The sequence below is a fragment of the Chryseobacterium kimseyorum genome (genome assembly GCF_025971945.1).
Classification (GTDB): domain Bacteria; phylum Bacteroidota; class Bacteroidia; order Flavobacteriales; family Weeksellaceae; genus Chryseobacterium; species Chryseobacterium kimseyorum.
Map to the genome: position 1 here is coordinate 14,581 of NZ_JAPDHW010000018.1, position 18,264 is coordinate 32,844.

Sequence of the window (18,264 nt, forward strand, 5' to 3'; positions counted from 1 at the left end):
GTCACTCTCTTTTTCGGGAGATAATGCAATTTAGAAATAAAAGAGATATTGACAAAACGGTTTCGGGGAATGAGTCTTTATTTTTAATATTTTAAATTCGATTTTTTTTCATATAATTACCAAATAATGAAAAGATTAACCCAATTTACAGCATCCATCGTTTTCACTTTATTGTGTCAACAGATGGGATTTGCCCAAAAAACATCAACAGCTACAGAAACTTCAAAGTATACTATAGAAAACTGTGTGAACGAGTTTGATCTGTCGAAAGCGAAAAAAACAAATTCAGGTTATCAGTATTGGTTTGCCGATAAAAAATTTACTGAAGAAAATACATTAAAGATGAGCATTGTAGAACCAGGAAAATCTACGCACGCGCCGCATCGCCATCCTGAAGAAGAATTTTTTTATATTTTGGAAGGTAAGGCTTCATTTTATCTTGATGGTAAAACAGTCGAAGTGGGTCCTAACACCAGTCTGTATTGTCCACCCAACTCGGAACATGGAATCAGCAATGCAGGAGACAGACAGTTGAAATATTTGGTGATAAAAAAGGATTTAAAGTAAGGGAAAAGTCTTTTTGGATTCTATAGATTGATTTTCATGAAGCAAATGTAGAGAATGATTCTGGAAAGAGGTGGGAATTTTGTTTTAAACTGATTTCAAGGCCGATTGATTCAACGCATCCAACCTTCGATAATATAATTTTTCTGTATGATTTTATATTCAGAACTGCTGTTGGGATGATACCAAAGTTCAATTCTCGCTCCGTACTGATCGTCCCAGGATCCTTCATAAATTGTAAAATCTCCGCTGTAGATTTTTGTACATGGTTTTTCGACCACAATTTTCGAACGCTCTGTAATCCTATTTTCAGATAATCTGTCGTTTGAAGTTATTTCAAATGCTTTGATATAAAAATATCCCGATTCGTTAGGTTGATGATTAGTGTAGAAATTATAAATTCCAGGCTGTGAAAGTTCTGCTAACTTAAAATCGTTTTGCTTTAAGTCTTTTTCTGTCAATTCTTTTTCAGCAGGAATTTCAAATTTTATATTTTTTGGAATTACTTTATTAGCGCCATAGAAATCGGGTGGTGAAAATGCAAGATACATTGCTACTGAAAAAAACAGAAAAGCAGATACCATAATTTGAGGAACAAGAAAGTACCATTTTTTGATTACAATTTGCACAACGGCAGAAATAAAATTTCCTATAATATTTAAATAGAAAATAGCCAGGGACAAATCAATTATTTCATCTTTTTTAAGAATCATTCCTAATTGGAAAATGAGGTAAGGGATGAAGTAAGATAGTATTGGTACGTACCAAGTGATAAAATATTTTTTAAAGTATTTCATTAAATTTGATTCTGATCAATTGAAAAACAAGAATTTTTGTAAAGATTAGTTTATTTTTACTGAAATCTGTAGATCTTAATAATTCAGTTTTGCCGCTTTGTTTGTCATTCCGTAGGAATCTAGACTGCTTTGCTTTCTTTGTTGAGATTCCTACGGAATGACAAAAATGCCCTGATTTTAGCGCTATATGTAAAATTACGTTAATTAAATTTTTGAATTTCTTTAATAAACTTTTTAATCTCCACCGATTTCTGCGTTCCAATCAACAGTTTCTTTCCATCTTTAAAAATCAGTTGCAAACCCATATTTCCTGAAATATTATAGGCTTTTCCTCTTCCGAAAGATACAATTCGTAATCCCCAGCCACCATAATCCATCAATGGCGAATATTCTCTGATGTAAGCTTTCTCTATAGATTTCCACGGGAAATATTTAAACTGAAAATGAAATGGGTAAAGGCGGACACGGATTCCCAGAGCATCAATTTTAGTTTCTAATTTAATAATGAAAAACAAAAAGAAAATTAAAATGGGAATGGCTAAAGAAATAATCAATTCCGTAGTAGAGAAAAATTCAGCATTACTGATTGAATTATATGCGGAAAATCCGAGAACAAAAAGAATGATCAGCCAAAGCCAACACTGCCTGAAACGTTGTATTTCGTAAAATTCGGGATTGTCTTTCATTGGAATTAATCAATATTTAAAAATAAGAAATTTTTAATTTATATCGGAATTTAAGTTCACACAGATTAGAAAAATTTAGCAGATTTTAATAATTCAGTTTAATATTAAAAATTTTATAATGGTAGGATGAAATAAAAATTTTCACTGAAAAAACATACAGAGAAATTTGAGGTGACTTTTAAGAAACATTTAAGGTTTAAAATTCATCCATTATTCAGAATATCTTTACTTTTGATAAAACTACATTTTATGTTCGGACAAAATATATCAAAACTGAGTTTAAGTTGTGCAATCGTTTGCATTGCTGCAAATTTTATGAATGCACAGACTTTAATTCAGGTAAAAAATACTCAGGATTTTGCAAGAAATGAAATCGTTTCTGTTTCAGCGAAGCAGTTGAAAGCATTTTTAGGTAAAAATAAAGCGGAAGATTTAAGAGTAAAAGATGCCCAAAACCAATATCTTCCCATTCAGTGGATTGATAATGACGGCGACGGGAAAAATGATGAACTTCTTTTTCAGGCGAAACTCGATGCCAAGAAAACAAATTCATATACGATTTTAGCAGATGCCAACACGCCGGTTCCTGAAAGTCAGGTAACCACGTATTCCAGACTGGTTCCGGAAAGAGTAGATGATTACACTTGGGAAAACGACAGGGTTGCGTTCAGGGTTTATGGTCCGAAAGGTCAGGCAGAAGCTTTGGCAAAAGTGAAGGGAAGCACACTTTCCAGCGGAGTCGATATCTGGTTTAAAAGAACCGAAAAATCTGTCATCAACGAATGGTACAAAGGTTATCTGACCGATCCGATGTATTATCACAAAGACACGAGAGGCGAAGGCTACGATCCGTATCACGTTGGAGACAGCCGTGGAACGGGCGGAATTGGGATTTGGAAAGATGAAAAACTGGAGGTTTCGCAGAATTTTGTGACTTCAAAAACTATCGCTGAAGGTCCGTTGAGAACCGTTTTTGAACTGACGTATGCACCATGGAGTGAGTTTGGTGTGAAAGAGACCAAAAGAATTTCACTTGATTTAGGTTCCAATTTTTCTAAGTTCGAATCGACTTTTGAAACTGAAAAACCTGTTCCGAATTACACGGTCGGAATTTCTCTTCATAAAAACGAAGGCGAATCTAAGCTGAATGACAAAAATGGGTACTATCTGCACTGGGAAAAAATCGATGATGCCTTTGTGGGTGAAGGAATTGTGGTAGATCCAAAAATTGTTCAGAAATCTGTAGCTTTCAAATCTGAAACTCCGGATCAGAGTAATCTGCTGGTTGTCACGAAACCTCAGAAAAAGCTGACCTATTACGCAGGATTTGCATGGCAGAAAAGCGGACAGATTCAGACACAGAAAGATTGGGAAAATCTTTTAGAGAAGCAGGCGAAAATAGTTGCCAATCCGTTAGTAATTACGATTAAATAATTAAAATAATAATGAATTTAAAATTCAAAATAGCATCATTCTGTTTAATGACAGCCACATTTTCTGCTCAGGTAAAAGATACTTTGGCCGAAAAAATGATGGTCTATCAGCTTCCGAACGGTGGTTGGGGAAAACATATGAGCAATAAAAAAGAGGTGGATTATAAGAAAAAGATTGATCCTAAACTTTTAAAAATCATTAAAGCCGGAGACAATAATCTCGCAACCATTGATAATAACGCAACCTCAAAGGAGATTAACGGTTTGATTAACGCATACAGCACCACAAAAAATCCTGCCTATCTGAAAGCAGCCGAAAAAGGAATTGAGTACTTGCTTTCGATGCAGTACGAAAATGGAGGTTTCCCGCAGTACTTCCCGAACTCTGCGATTTACAGAAAACAGGTGACGTACAACGACAATGCGATGATTAATGTGCTGACGATTCTGTACAATATTTCTGAAGGAAAAGAAGGCTTTGATGCGGTGAGTTCTCAGTTGAAAGAAAAGTCGAAAGTGGCTTTGCAAAAGGGAATTGCTTGCGTTCTGAAAACTCAGGTTCTGCAAAATGGAAAATTATCGATTTGGGCAGATCAGTATAATGAAGTTACTTTAGTTCCGGAAAAGGCCAGAGCTTTTGAACCGATGTCATTAGCCACAGGAGAATCGGTAAACATTGTGAAATTTCTGATGTTGCAGCCTGTAACGCCCGAAATTGAGAAGTCAATCAGATCAGCTATTCAGTGGTTTAAAGAAAGCAAAATTGACGGTTATACCTACAATGTTTCGAGAGAAAGTGATAAGGCCATCCGTACGTTGAGTAAGAAAGAAGGTTCTGCAGTTTGGGCAAGATTTTATGATATTCCGACCAATAAACCTGTTTTCGGAGACCGTGATGGAAGTGTGAAATTCAATTATGAAGAGGTTTCAGAAGAGCGCAGAATGGGCTACAGCTGGTACAATGAGGCGGGAATAAAACTGATTGAAAATGAGTTTCCGAAATGGCTGAAGCGAAATAAATTGACACAATAATTTCAGAAACCTCATAGGTTTTCAAAACCTATGAGGTTTGATAGCAATAAAAATCCTGAAGCAAATATGCGTCAGGATTTTTTATTTAGTTATCGATAGCAGATTTTTCATTAAACCAAAGTTCAAAAAAGAGGAGAAATAAATGTTTAATTCCCCACAGATTCCGCAGATTTACACAGATTTTTTTTTGTGCAATCATCTGTGAGATCCGTGGGAACTCATTTCGCTAAAATGCACAAAAATTCAAGTATCAAAAATTAGTGCATCCGTGGCAAACTACTTCAGCCATTCCCAACGTTTCGCCCAATCCAGAAGAATATCATTTTTCCATTTTGAGATCGTTTTTCCACCCTGAAATTTTCCTTCATACAGTTTCGGATCAGACTGATCAGAAAACCACATATTTCCTAATGGAATATCGGTAGGGTTTTCCTTTCCCGGCCAAATATTGACGATATTTAATTTGCCTTCATGACCGTTCAGTTCAGGAATTTCTGATACAAATTTGTAAGTCAAAACTTCTGCACCTTTCGGGACATATTTCAAAGCATAATTTCCGTCACCAAGATAAGAACCCGCCCATTTCTGAACATCTTTTTTGTGCATCGTTTCCATGTGAAAAGGTGCAGAGACAGGATTTTCTTTTAAAACAGGACCTTTAAAACGAAATTCAATCAACGAACAAAAAGCAATGTCCTCAGAACTTCCTTTGGCACCGTCAACAATAACCTGCGCACTTCGGTTGATTTTTTCAAAACTTCCGCCCCAGCTTTCTCCGGTAGGATCATTGGAGTTGCCTTGCATCAGATAAAATAGGGTAGGACTGTCGCCCATTTTAATCTCGCCTTTATAATAATTTTTGAAATCTTTCCCCATCGCTCCATAACCCTTGATGTATCGGTCATAATATTCGGTGCTTTTCAGAATATTAGGATCATCATTTTTAGAGAAGAAAGCATAATACGTCGAATTGGCTTCAATAAACCAAAGATCAGGAAAGTTCTTTGCGATGTAAGAATAGGAATTGGCGCTCCATTTTTTGTTGGGTCCGCCGATCCAGTAGATTTTAATCTTATTCTGAATATCCGGAGCATCGTGCAAAGCCTGAGCGACATCTTCCAATCCGCCCCAAACCAAAACATAAAGCGGCTGAGCTGATTTTTTTCTGGCAGATTTAATAATCCATTCTGAACCTTCGGTAGGTTTTGAATATCCTTCATAAGGTGCATTTCCACGCAATCCCTGTTTAGAAATGGATCGCAGATATTTTGGAGTAGGAAAACCTGAACTGTGTTTTTTTAGTTTTGGAAGATCTTTCTCGTACAGACCAATCATTTTTAAAATTTCATCTTTGCTTCCGTTTCCGAAAGACGGTGAGGAAACCAACCCTTCAATATTGAATTTATCCGCATACATCAGCAAATGGATCATCGACTGATTGTCATCGGGATCCGTTCCGCCAATGTCTGTGCTGATTAAAATCCGGGGCTTTTCGGAATTTTGTTTTTGTGCATGGAAAAAATCAATTGACCAAAAAATCAGCGAAATTATAATTAGTTTTTTCATTGTATTCTTTAAAATTGTATCAGTAGAATGTAACAAGTCATTCTTAATATTACTTATCACTTATGTTTTTGAGCCAGTCCGCGCAAATTTTCTTCCAGTTATCCGTCAGTTCAGTTTTATTGGAAATTCCAATATTATGCTCACCTTCCGGAAAGATGAACATGGCTCCTTTTACTTTATTTTTAATCATCGCCTCGTAGTATAAAATTGAGTTGATAACGGGTACGGCATTGTCATTCTGAGCATGAAATAAAATGGTCGGCGGAGTTTTTTCGGTCACGCGATTCTGCATTGAATATTCTTTAATCTTTTCATCGGTAGCATTTTCTCCTAAAAGATTTACACGGCTTCCTTTATGAGCAAATTCTCCCAGATCAATTACTGGAGAAACCAAAATGGCAAAATTGGGAACGGTGGAAATACTTGTCCAATCGCCTTTCAATTCAGTGTAATCGCCTGAAATATTGCAAGCCATTGCAGCTAAATGTCCGCCTGCAGAAGTTCCCAAAACTCCGATTTGGTCAGGTGAAATTCCATATTGAGCTGCATTTTTTCTGATCAATTTTATCGCAGCCTGAATGTCCTGCAACGGACCGATTTCTCTCTGTTTTAAATCCGGAGACGTGGGTAATCGGTAGTTTAAAACAAATGCTGAAATTCCTAAAGTGTTGAGCCATTTTGCGTAGGAATATCCACCCAGGTCATAGGTCAAATGTCTGTAACCACCGCCAGGAATGATAATGATAGCCATTTTTTTTCGTTCTTCTTTGGCTGGAAGAAAAGCAAAGAGTTCAGCTTCCTGAATTTGGGTAATCCGGCCTTCTTTTTCTTCAATGATGTTTAATTTTAAACCTTTGGAATTAGGCATTTCACCTTTCGGCCAGACGGTTATTTTTTGCTGGGCAGAAATTTGAATTCCAATAAATATGCTGAATATAAGGATGATGTTTTTCATTGTTATTTTTTTTAAAATCCGCAGTTGATTATAATCTTTAATTTAACGCAAAGCCAAACAAAGAATTTAAAATGCTGACCGATTATTAAGTTACACAAAGGCGTAAACTTAACAAAGAAATACAGTGTTCTTCATAATGACAAATTGTGGACATTCGTTTTTTTTTAATCTGAATTATTGTCGGTTAAAGACAAATTTTGTTTTGATGACAAATTTGCAGCCCGACTTGAACGGAGCTCTTTTTGCCGGGAGGAACGACGAGCAAAAAAGCGGGAGTGGAAGGCGGAAAAGCTGCCCAAATCAACTTCTCATAAATCTATTTTTAAATTACTCACTACTTATTACCAATACTCAAAAGCCAGTCTGCACACAGTTTTTTCCAGTTTTCATTGATCGGGTCTTTATCGGTTACAAAAAACCGGTGGCCACCTTTCGGGAAAATAAACATGGCACCTTTCACTTTATTTTTCGTCATCGCCTTGAAATACAAAATGCTGTTCATCGGCGGAACGGCCGTATCGTCCTGATTGTGAAACAAAATCGTTGGCGGCGTTTTATCGGTCACCAGATTCTGCATGGAAAATTCCTTAATTTTTTCTGGAGAAGCGTTTTCGCCCAGCAAGCTGTTGCGGCTTCCTTTGTGAGCATATTCACCCATATCAATAACCGGACAGAAAAGAACGGCAAAGTTTGGAGTGGTGGAAATGCTTTCCCAATCGCCTGTTAATTCTGTGTAATCTTTAGAAATATTGCTCGCCATTGTCGCCAAATGTCCGCCTGCTGAGGTTCCCACAACGCCCACCAGATCGGGAGAAATTCCCCATTGTGCCGAATTTTTTCTGATGTATTTGATGGCAGCCTGAATATCCTGCAAAGGCGCAATTTCTCTTTGAATTAAATCGGACGAAGTTGGCAATCTGTAATTTAAAACAAACGCCGAAATCCCCAAAGTGTTCATCCATTTTGCAATCTGAAAAGCCCCTTCATCATAAGTCAGTTTTGAATAACCGCCGCCGGGAATGATGATGACGGACTTCTGATTTCTCTCCTTCACGGGAGGCAGAAAAGCAAAAAGTTCAGCTTCTTTCAGTTCTGCCAGTTCTTTTTTCTTTTTGGTCTTTGATGCTAAAATTTTTGAATTGGGCATTTCGCCTTTAGGCCAAAACGATATTTTTTCCTGAGCTGAAAACTGGATGAAAAGGAAAATAATGATTAAAAAAAATACTTTTTTCATTGGCGTTAAATAAGAAACCTCATAGGTTTTCGAAACCTATGAGGTTTAATTTTATAAAATTTAATCTTTCAGAAAATCCTCTCTAAACGGTGTAAATGCATCTATCAACTGACCAGCTTCAAGACATTTTACACCATGGAAAATATTGGGTTGTGCAAAAAATCCGTCACCTTTCTGCAGGATTTTGGTTTCGCCGTCTACGCTTACTTCAAACTTTCCTTCAGCCACATACGTGATTTGAGAATGAAAATGCTGATGTACAGCTCCAATAGCATCTTTTTCAAATTTAACGATGACCATCATGACCTGAGAGTTGTATCCCACAAACTGTCTGGAAACACCGGCTCCCAAATCTTCCCATTCGGTATTGCCATCGAAAAATGGTTCTTTTTTGAAATTCATTTCTAATTGATTTTTATTAATGTTCTTTTGTCTTGAAATCGCAGATTCGGCGTAGTCAAACAAAAGAACCAAAAGTTCAAGACCTGGAAACTTCCGCTAAAAATTTAAATTATATCCTAAAATTTCCAAATTGACTCTCTCTGTTCGTCGAACCGCTTCGCTAGGTTTCGTGCGGATTCAAAATGGTTCATCTAAAGATAATCTTAGCCGCACTCAGACAGTGGAAATTTTTTGACGGATTGAATTTAAATTTTCTTAACGCTCCACTTTCCTATGTCCTTAATTGATTCAACTACTTAATATACTTTTCCAAACCTGTTTTCAAATCTTTCAAAGATTTTACCGCAAGTTTAGCAACAGTTTCAGCACCTAATCTTGATAAGTGTGTATCATCTGCTTTATCTTTATCATAATATGGATTTTCTCCTGCTTTGAAATACAAATGCAATAATTTTGATTTTTCAGGACCCGCAGCGATTTCCATCTGTTCGGTCAGTAACTGCATGTCTACAAATGCAACTTTCATATCATTCGCCACCATTCTTACCACCAAAGGATAATCTGTGTGGGTATCAATTAAGACTCCGTTTTCGTTGAAGTTTCTTCTGGTAATCGAGGTCATCAGAATAGGTGTTGCCCCTTTTGCTCTTGTTTCATTCACATACCTTTCCAGATTGGCTCTGTACTGCGTATGTGGATTGGTAAATTTCGTTGAATCTTTCAGTTTCTGATCATTATGACCGAACTGAATGATTACAAAATCACCTTTTTTCAATTGCTTTTCAACTTTGTTCCAGCGGCCTTCTGTTCTGAAACTTTTTGAGCTTCTGCCATTCATTGCATGATTTTGAAGTTCAATATTTGGAGTTAAAAATTGTCCTAAAACCTGTCCCCAACCGTGTTCCGGATTTTTATCAGGATTGTCTTTATTGGACATCGTAGAGTCGCCGATTAAAAATAAGGTTGGTTTTTTCTGAGCAATCGATAATGTTGAAATTATGATGCTTAGGACTAAAAGTATTTTTTTCATTTTAATTTTTTATTTAATGTGAAAAATTTTAAACCGCAAAAGAATCAAAAAATAATTAAAGAATAAAACTGTCAAGAGTTTGCAAAATGAAACTTTTACATTTTGCAAACTTTTGATTGTCTATCATTCTCAAACGTCTTTTGTTTCTTTTGCGGTAAAATATCTTTTCATTGTATGATTTTATTATTGTGAAATGCTTCGACAGGCTCAGCGTGACATCGCTAATACTAACTGTTATATTTAGATGGCTTTGAGATTGCTCATTACCAATTACTTATTACTCATATACGGATTCCAGTCTCCGAAAATGCTTTTGATCGTGTATTTTTTTGCTTCCTTTTTTGTCAGCTGATGCGACCAGGCTACACGGTTGTCGGTTTTTCCGCCTTCGCCTTTGCTTTTGTATTCTGCGTAGTATGCGGTTTTATCTTTATCCGGGAACATTTTGTCGCCTTTCCATGGGTTCCAGCCTTCAGGAAGGATGTGGTTGCCCATTTCGGTATTGATGAAAACGGTTCTTGCGTAAGATCTCCACGGTCTTCCTAAAAATACTTTGTTTATGCCTTCTTTGGCAATTAATTTACAGTCAAAAAATACATATCCAAAACTTTTAGACTGATCAGTTGATGCCGCAGTAATGTAAGAATTGGCTAAACTTTTTATCGTACAGTTTTTGAAAACCACGGTTGCCGAACCGAAAATAAAGTCGGTTGTTCCTTCAATAAAACAGTTTTCATAATATTGTCTGCTGTGATTTCCACCGGTATAAACAGTGTCCTGACATCCCAAAATATTGGAATTTTTGATGTTAAAACGGTCACCTTCCACATGAAGTGCAACAGCCTGTCCCTGATTGCATGAAGCATTTTTAATGGTTAGATTTGAAATTTTAACATCATCTGACATCACCAAAAGTGTGTATGAATTGAAAGTGGTCATTTTCTCATTCAAAGCATCCAGTTTTCCTGAATAGTCGTCGTTGGTAATGATGGTATTTTCCTTACTGTCGCCCTGTAAAGTAATCTTATGTTTTGAAGATGGAATGACGATCTTCTCATTGTACGTTCCAGCTTTTATTTTAACCAAAGCTTCACCCGGACCTAAATCTCGGATCGATGTAATTGCTTTTTGAATGGAAGTAAATTGCCCGCTGCCATCTTTTGCAACGGTCACTGTGATGTAGGGATCAGTTCCGGCCAATAAAAAATTGGTGATGGAAATGAAGAGTATTAAAAATATTTTTTTCATTGAAAAATTATTTTGCTTTAATGTTCTTTTGTCTTGAAACAAAAGAACCAAAAATTCAAGGCTGGATTTTTCCACTAAAAATTTAAAGTAAATCCTAAAATTCCCAAACTCGTGCGGATTGAAAATTTCATTTATTTAGATAATTTTTGCCGCACTCAAACAGTGGGAATTTTTTAACGGCTTTATTTTAAATTTTCTTAACGTTCCAAACTCCTAAGCCAATTCAACGGTGAAATTAACCTAACCTTTGCCTTGACTAACATTATTTCAAAGTCTTATCTAAAAACTCCAGCGTCAGATTTAAAGTTTCTGTAAACCACGGTTCGGCAGACCAAAAGGAGTGCGGAGTGTCTTTGATTTCGTGAAATTCTGTGAAAGTTCCGTAGCTTTTTAGTTTTTTCATCATGTCATCTCTTCCTGCGTGAAAACGGGGTTGTGAAGAGTTGATAAATAGAGTAGGAGGCGTATTTTTGTCCACGAATTCCAATGGGGAAGCATCTCTCCAGATTTCAGGATTGTCTTTGTGGGCATAACCCAGCCAAAAAGCGTCGTAAGTTCCTTCTTTTCCGGATTCTTCATGAATAAATGAAACCACACCATCTACATTCACAATCGCTTTTATTTTTCCTTTAGATTTTACTCCGACCAAAGTGGCGATCTGGGCACCCGCAGATTCGCCTAAAATTGCGATCTTTTTGGTGTCTACAGCATATTTCTTTTTGTTTTTCTTTAAATATTCAATGGCATTATTGACATCATCAATCGCTGCAGGATATTTTGCTACTTCGCTCAATCGGTAACCGACTGCAATAGCAACATATCCTTTCGCGGCCAATTCCTGAGCCATGTATTTTTCATTTTCCTTGCTTCCTGAAATCCAGCCACCACCGTGAACCATTGCGATTGCAGGATGTTTTTTGGATTTATCGAGAGGATAGTAAATGTCGGCTTTCAGGGAAAGTCCGTTGATGTTGGCATACTCTACATCTTTATCGATCCCGATGTTGGGCGGAACCGGTCTGTTCAAAGGAGTGATGAACGGATGTTTCTTTTTAAGTTTTTCGTATGTTGCTTCGTTTGTGTAAGGAGTAGCATTCGGCTTTGTCTGACCGAATGCTGTTGCTCCTACAAAAAAAACAAAAAGAAAATATAGTTTGTGAAAACTCATTTTTAAATTAATTTGGTTTTGTTCAACCGCAACTTTTTAGTTTAACCACAAAAGTCACAAAAGATTTTCGCAATTTTTAAGTTTAAAACCTTGAAAATACAAGTTCAAAAAAGTTTGATCTAACCACAAAAGTTTTTGACACATTAGTTAACTTTAAGTTTAAATGTTTGAGAATATTTAGAACACATTAGTTGAAAAATTAAAATTTTTCCTGTGCGCCCATATCCCGAATCCAAAAATCCGAATCGCAATCGCGGAACCCCGAATCCAGAATCACAAATCTCAAACGTCAAATCTCAAATTATTTAACCGCGTTCTTCGCAATCTCTTTCGAGATACTCAGTTGCTCACCTTTTACGTCTTTCGGAAGTTTTACCGATGTGGTTTTTGCTCCTAAAACTTTAATGGTTGGTTTTTGAATTGATTCCAGCTGAAGGGAAGAAAGATCTACGTTTTTACTGTTGTAAATTGTTGCTCCAGTTCCTTCAGAATATTTAAGTTTTACGTTTTTAAGCTGAATTCCGTCTGCGTCTACGATGCTCAGTCCTTTTTTAGTTTCGAACTGAGAATCTTCAATCACGATATTTTTAAGGTTCATTTCTGCCAGACCGAATAAAGTAATCGCTTCGTCAGAATTCGTTGCCGTGATATTTTTAAAGTAGATATTTCTGAAAACAGGCGTTTCCTCAGTCACTGGATATGTTTTTTCCGGAGCTTTGTTTCCTTCCGCTTTTTGTCCGTCCTCCAAAACAGGAGAAGCACCTTCGTAAAACATATTGAAACCGATCGTCTGCGTCGGAATGTTGATCATATCGATGTTTTTGATATAAATATTTTCAACGACTCCACCTCGTCCACGGGTTGTTTTGAAACGTAGACCAATGTCTGTTCCGATAAAAGTACAGTCTGAAACATGCATATTTCTTGCTCCACCAGACATTTCACTTCCGATTACAAAACCACCGTGACCATGATATACCATATTATTTTTGATGATTACGTTTTCAGTAGGCATTCCTCTTTTTCTACCGTCTTCATTTTTTCCGGATTTAATGCAGATCGCATCGTCTCCCACATCGAAAGTATTGTCGTAGATCAGAACATTTTTGCACGATTCCAAATCTACACCGTCACCGTTTTGAGAATACCAAGGGTTTCTAACGGTAAGATTTCTTAAAATTAAATTGGAAGTCATTAATGGGTGAAGGTTCCATGCCGGAGAATTCTGGAAAGTCGGGCCATCCAAAAGTACCTGATCGCAACCTACGATGCTCACCATTACCGGACGAAGGAAATCTTTCACAGATTCCAGTTCAGATTTGTTGATTTTATCGGGAACGTTGAAACTTGAGCTGCCTTCAAATCCTTTTTTGTAGCTTTCTGAAGGGTACCAGGTTTTTCCGTCTTTGGAAACGATTCCGCCTGATGCAACGAATTTTTTCCATTCCACTTCAGATAATTTCGATTTTTTCACAGCTCTCCATGCATCACCGCTTCCGTCAATCACACCTTTTCCTGTAATCGCGATATTTTTCGCATTTCTCGCAGAGATCGGAGACTGACAACGGATGGTATTTAAACCTTCAAAACTCACGTCTACCAAAGGATAATCGCTCTTGTCTGTGCTGAAAATAATCATCGCACCATCTTCCACATGAAGGTTAATGTTGCTCTGTAAAACGATGGGTCCGGTTAACCAAAGTCCTCTTGGAACCACCAGTTTACCGCCACCTTTTTTCACCAAAGCGTCGATTGCTTTTTTGAAAGCTTCTGTATTTTTCACACTTCCACCTGCAACACCACCGAAATCTTTGATCGATACGGTATTTGCTGCGAAAGAAGTTTCTGCCACTTTTGGCATTTTAAACTCAATTCCTTTGTAAATATCTGTATTCTGAGCATAGAACTGTCCCGAAAACATCATTGCCGCGACAAGACCTATTATTTTGAATGACTTCTTCATTATTTCTTTATTATTTAGTTTTAATTATATTTTTAAATTCTGTGAACACCATCTGTGCCACCACTTTTGCTCCTTCCGGCTGAAAATGGGTATTGTCTTTATTGCCTTTAGGATATGCTTCATACACGCCTTCAGGAAGATTCATAAAATAATGACTGCTCGCATAATCCTGACCTTTTTTGGTGAAAAAATCCATAGATATTTTGTTTAAATCGATATGCGGAACATTCATTTCCTTAGCAATATCGATTGGAGCCTGCCAATATTCACCATGTACATTTTCCAGTTTCCCATCTTTCCATGGGAAGTTTCTTGCAACCGGAGTGATGATTATGGGTTTGCCGCCTTTCTGAATGGTTTGAGTAACGAATAATCTTAAAAATTCTTTGTACCCTTCGATATTCACGTAACGTTCTGTATGTTTTTCTGAACCGTCATTGTGACCGAACTGCATCATCACGTAGTCACCAGGTTTTAAATTTTCATAGACATATCTCCATCTTCCTTCCTGAAAGAATGTTCTTGTGCTTCTTCCGCCGTGCGCACGGTCGATGATTTTTACCGAATCTTTTAATGACGTCAAACCTTTCAGACTGTCTTTCACAAAAAACGGCTGAAAAACCTGTCCCCATCCAGTAACGGGATAACGAACTTTCATATAATCTTTGCCAGGCTCATAATTTCCCGTGTAATCGGCCATTGTAGAATCGCCGATGAGGAAAATGCTGGTGACTTTTTTATCGGATCTATTTTTAGCAACTGCATTTTGCGACTGACATGACGACAAAAGAAGTGCGGCAACTAAAAATAAAATGATATGATTAAATGTTTTGTTCATTATTGAAATTATCAAGCACAAATTTTTTTAACTTTTGATTTTACAAACCTAACGGGTTTTCAAAACCCGTTAGGTTTTGTAGCCTTTTTTCCTCTGCAGACTCAGCGAATCAGACAGATTTTTGATCAGGATTTATCTGTGAAAATCCGTGAGATCTGTGGGCAATATCTAATTTTTTGTTATTCTAAAATATTCAAAATCTGCGTATCCACCGCGGTTTGCTTTCTGTGTACTTACAGAATACAATCCCACTTTCGCACCAATCCATTTTCCTGGTTTTGCCTGAAATGGTTCGCCCACTTTGATGAAATTCTTTCCGTTTTCGCTGTAGCTAAACGTGCAAATTCCATTCGGTTCGCTAACGTTTACTTTAAAATAGGCTTCGTTTCCTTTTAATTTGGTTTCAAACAAAACTTTTTCCTCTCCACCTTTTTCAGCCTTTTCAGCTTTTCTCAACTGAACATAATATCCATCGGTTTTGTTGGTGATAATAAGCGATGCGTGATCCATTCCCATAACCAAAAGACCGGCAGTTTTTCCTTCTTTGGCATCTTCGGGAGTCAACTTAACTTTAGTGGACGCCACAAAATTTGGAGCCGGAAATTTTTGAGTCAGAAGATTCGGGACATTCCAAAGGTTTTTATCGTTTTCTCCCATTTTCATGGAGAATAATCTCAGGAATTTCTGTCCGGGAAGTTTGGATGACCAAACGATGTTTTCGTTGGCGCTCCATTGCCACTGCAGACCTAATTTTTCACCATCAAACTCATCTGTTTCAGCTGGAGTTACGATAGGATAGGTTTTCCCGACGTTTGGCTTTTTATACGTTAAAACCGGTTCACCGATTCCGTTTTTATCGTTGTCGATTCCCATTACAGGCCAGTCTTTTTCCCATTTCATCGGCTGCAAATGCACGATTCTTCCTCCCGCATCCACGTCCTGGAAATGGTAGAACCAGTCTTCACCTGAAGGGGTATCTACCCAAGCTCCCTGATGCGGACCGTTTATTTTTGTTTTGCCCTGTTCGAGAACAATTTTCTCTTCGTAAGGACCGTAAATATTTTTTGATCTTAAAACTAACTGCCAACCTGTAGCCACACCGCCCGCCGGAGCGAAAACATAATAATAGCCGTTTCTTTTATACATTTTTGGACCTTCAACGGTCGGATGAGCATCGTGACCGTCGAAAATATGAACGCCTTTATCCAAAACTTTTGTTCCTTCAGGATTCATTTTGTTTAAAGACAAAATACTTTTCACACCGGCACGGCTTCCAGCCCAACCATGAACCAAATAGGCCTGTCCATCTTCATCCCAGAACGGGCAGGAATCGATTAAACCTTTTCCTTCCATGACCAAAACGGGTTCGTCCCATTTTCCAAGCGGATCTTTGGTTTTTACCATGTAAATTCCGAAATCCGGGTCGCCCCAGTAAATATAGAATTCCCCTTTGTGGAAACGTATACTTGGTGCCCAAACCGCATCACCTCTTCTTGGAACGGAGAAATGCTCTTTCGGCAAAACATCCTGAATTGCATAGTTCACCAATTTCCAGTTGACCATATCTTTTGAATGAAGAATAGGCAATCCCGGAGCTTCGTTGAAACTTGAAGCGGTCATATAATAATCATCGCCAACGCGCGTAACGTCTGGATCTGAATAATCTGCGTATAAGATCGGGTTTCTGAAGTTTTTCCCCTGATCGGCAGTCCAGACTTCTGAAACGTAGGGTTTTTCCTGTGCGTTTAAGTATGTTGATGCAATGGAAAATGCGGTGATTGAAAGTATATTTAAAATTTTGTTTGTCATAAAATCAGATTTTTGATCTGTTTAGATTTTTAATCCCGAAATTTTGGGACAAAGATTTTTTTAAAGTTGCTCTGCATACTTTTAGTTCGCAAAAGCGTTCTGCTTAGCAAAGGCTTTATGTTTTTAAAATAATATTTTAACCATTAAGTTTTTATTAAGAAGTTTAGAAAATTAAGCTGAGCTTCGCTTTAAGCAAGTAGCTTAATAAAATCTCAGATTTAAGCCTTAATAAATCTTAACTTCTTAAATCTCCTTAATGGTTTAATGGTTTTAAAAATTATTTTTCAAATTCCAAACTCGCCAAAATAAATGGTCCTGTTCCTTTTCCGTCATTTGAACGGATTTCTTCATTCACGTAATATTCGTAAGAACCGTCTCTGTATGGCTTTCCTCCTAGACCGGCAACGGCACAACATTTATTTAAATTTACAACGCCATTTTCATCAACTGTAATCAGATTTTTGATGATTCCGTCGTAGCCTTTTTTAGCGGCAGCTTTGTATGATTTTGGCAGGTAACCTTTGTTCACAGATTTAATCATGGTGTAGACAAACATCGCTGAAGCAGTTGCTTCTTCATAATTTTTGTTTGCCAATGGCTTGTCTAAAACCTGATACCAAAGCCCTGATTTTTTATCCTGATATTTGATAACAGCGTCAGAATAAGATTTAATGTAAGATATAATTCTCGCTCTTCCCGGGTGATCTTTAGGTAAGTAATCCAAAACATCCACCATTGCCATTCCGTACCAACCCATGGCTCTTCCCCAGAAATTTGGCGAAAGTCCGGTTTGTTTGTCTGCCCATGCCTGTTCTTTGCTCTCATCCCAGGCGTGATACAGCAATCCCGTTTTTTTGTCTAAAAGATTTTTCTGAACAGAATCAAACTGCATAACGATATCGTCATACGCTTTCTGAGCGTCTGCACCTTTTGTGAAATCTTTCGTATAATGCGTGTAGAAAGGCATTCCCATGTATAAACCATCTAACCAAACCTGATAAGGATAGATCTTTTTGTGCCAAAAAGAACCTTCATTTGTTCTTGGCTGTCCGTCGATTTGCAGACGAAGCGTTTGGAGTGCCTTCAGGTATTTGTCTTTTTTCTCTTTTTCGTAAAGATAAAGCAATACGTTTCCGCTGTTCAGCATGTCGATGTTGTACTTGTCAAGGTCGTAGGTTACGATGGTACCGTCGTCCTTGATCAAAGTTTCGCCGAAACCGCTGATGTAGTCGTAGTATTCTTTTTTACCTGTTTTGATGTAAAGCTGCTCAGCTCCATCCAACACAATTGCTGATGGATACGTCCATTTCGGGCTTTTGCTGAAATCGAGCATCCAAGCTTCAGGGAAACGCTGCATTTCAGAAAGCATCATTCTTTCAGACCATTTCAGGTTGGTAGGAACTACTTTTCCTGATTTTGCAGTTTGGGTTGTCGCTTTGGCAGCCGTAGCCGTTTTTGTCTGTGCACAGGCAAGGAACATTGCCGAACCTAAAACCGCAACAGCGTATATTTTTAATTTTTGATTAATAAAACTCATTG

16 protein-coding genes are annotated in these 18,264 nt (G+C 37.4%); 3 read left to right on the forward strand and 13 right to left on the reverse strand.

What is annotated here, in order from left to right:
* Positions 1 to 126: 126 nt before the first annotated feature.
* Positions 127 to 567 (forward strand): cupin domain-containing protein, encoded by a 441-nt coding sequence (locus OMO38_RS17800; protein WP_264751535.1) that lies wholly within the window; start codon positions 127 to 129, stop codon positions 565 to 567.
* A 110-nt stretch (positions 568 to 677) separates the two neighbouring features.
* On the opposite strand, the gene OMO38_RS17805 is transcribed toward OMO38_RS17800, so the two are convergent.
* Together OMO38_RS17805 and OMO38_RS17810 are read right to left on the reverse strand one after the other, a co-directional pair.
* On the reverse strand, positions 678 to 1,361 hold the full coding sequence (locus OMO38_RS17805; RefSeq protein ID WP_264751536.1) for a hypothetical protein: 684 nt from the start codon (positions 1,359 to 1,361) through the stop codon (positions 678 to 680).
* 200 nt (positions 1,362 to 1,561) lie between these two features.
* Positions 1,562 to 2,047, reverse strand: a complete 486-nt coding sequence (locus tag OMO38_RS17810) for a hypothetical protein (protein ID WP_264751537.1) — start codon at positions 2,045 to 2,047, stop codon at positions 1,562 to 1,564.
* 249 nt (positions 2,048 to 2,296) lie between these two features.
* Here OMO38_RS17810 and OMO38_RS17815 point away from each other — a divergent pair, with 249 nt between their 5' ends.
* Both OMO38_RS17815 and pelA read left to right on the forward strand, forming a co-directional pair.
* Complete coding sequence (locus OMO38_RS17815; RefSeq protein WP_264751538.1) at positions 2,297 to 3,481, forward strand: DUF4861 domain-containing protein; 1,185 nt, start codon at positions 2,297 to 2,299, stop codon at positions 3,479 to 3,481.
* Positions 3,482 to 3,492: 11 nt separating this feature from the next.
* On the forward strand, positions 3,493 to 4,512 hold the full coding sequence (gene pelA, locus OMO38_RS17820) for a pectate lyase (protein WP_264751539.1): 1,020 nt from the start codon (positions 3,493 to 3,495) through the stop codon (positions 4,510 to 4,512).
* A gap of 276 nt (positions 4,513 to 4,788) precedes the next feature.
* Here the strand turns inward: pelA and OMO38_RS17825 are convergent, their stop codons facing one another.
* From OMO38_RS17825 to OMO38_RS17875, 11 genes are all read right to left on the reverse strand, one after another.
* A complete protein-coding gene (locus tag OMO38_RS17825) occupies positions 4,789 to 6,078 on the reverse strand; it encodes a nucleoside hydrolase-like domain-containing protein (protein ID WP_264751540.1) in 1,290 nt (429 codons plus the stop codon).
* 49 nt (positions 6,079 to 6,127) lie between these two features.
* On the reverse strand, positions 6,128 to 7,033 hold the full coding sequence (locus OMO38_RS17830; RefSeq protein WP_264751541.1) for an alpha/beta hydrolase: 906 nt from the start codon (positions 7,031 to 7,033) through the stop codon (positions 6,128 to 6,130).
* Positions 7,034 to 7,367: 334 nt separating this feature from the next.
* Positions 7,368 to 8,267: an alpha/beta hydrolase gene (locus tag OMO38_RS17835; protein WP_264751542.1), complete on the reverse strand. Its 900-nt coding sequence runs from the start codon at positions 8,265 to 8,267 to the stop codon at positions 7,368 to 7,370.
* Positions 8,268 to 8,327: 60 nt separating this feature from the next.
* Positions 8,328 to 8,669 (reverse strand): cupin domain-containing protein, encoded by a 342-nt coding sequence (locus OMO38_RS17840; protein WP_056075351.1) that lies wholly within the window; start codon positions 8,667 to 8,669, stop codon positions 8,328 to 8,330.
* Between the two features lie 292 nt (positions 8,670 to 8,961).
* Entirely contained in the window at positions 8,962 to 9,699 is a 738-nt protein-coding gene (locus OMO38_RS17845; protein WP_264751543.1) for a rhamnogalacturonan acetylesterase, read from the reverse strand.
* Between the two features lie 270 nt (positions 9,700 to 9,969).
* A complete protein-coding gene (locus tag OMO38_RS17850) occupies positions 9,970 to 10,947 on the reverse strand; it encodes a pectinesterase family protein (RefSeq protein ID WP_264751544.1) in 978 nt (325 codons plus the stop codon).
* 262 nt (positions 10,948 to 11,209) lie between these two features.
* Positions 11,210 to 12,115: an alpha/beta hydrolase gene (locus tag OMO38_RS17855; RefSeq protein ID WP_264751545.1), complete on the reverse strand. Its 906-nt coding sequence runs from the start codon at positions 12,113 to 12,115 to the stop codon at positions 11,210 to 11,212.
* Between the two features lie 301 nt (positions 12,116 to 12,416).
* Entirely contained in the window at positions 12,417 to 14,078 is a 1,662-nt protein-coding gene (locus OMO38_RS17860; RefSeq protein ID WP_264751546.1) for a glycoside hydrolase family 28 protein, read from the reverse strand.
* Positions 14,079 to 14,088: 10 nt separating this feature from the next.
* Positions 14,089 to 14,916 (reverse strand): rhamnogalacturonan acetylesterase, encoded by an 828-nt coding sequence (locus OMO38_RS17865; RefSeq protein ID WP_264751547.1) that lies wholly within the window; start codon positions 14,914 to 14,916, stop codon positions 14,089 to 14,091.
* Between the two features lie 168 nt (positions 14,917 to 15,084).
* Entirely contained in the window at positions 15,085 to 16,725 is a 1,641-nt protein-coding gene (locus OMO38_RS17870) for a glycoside hydrolase family 43 protein (protein WP_264751548.1), read from the reverse strand.
* A gap of 277 nt (positions 16,726 to 17,002) precedes the next feature.
* Positions 17,003 to 18,262, reverse strand: coding sequence for a glycoside hydrolase family 88/105 protein (locus OMO38_RS17875; protein ID WP_264751549.1), 1,260 nt, complete (start codon positions 18,260 to 18,262; stop codon positions 17,003 to 17,005).
* Positions 18,263 to 18,264 lie beyond the last annotated feature (2 nt).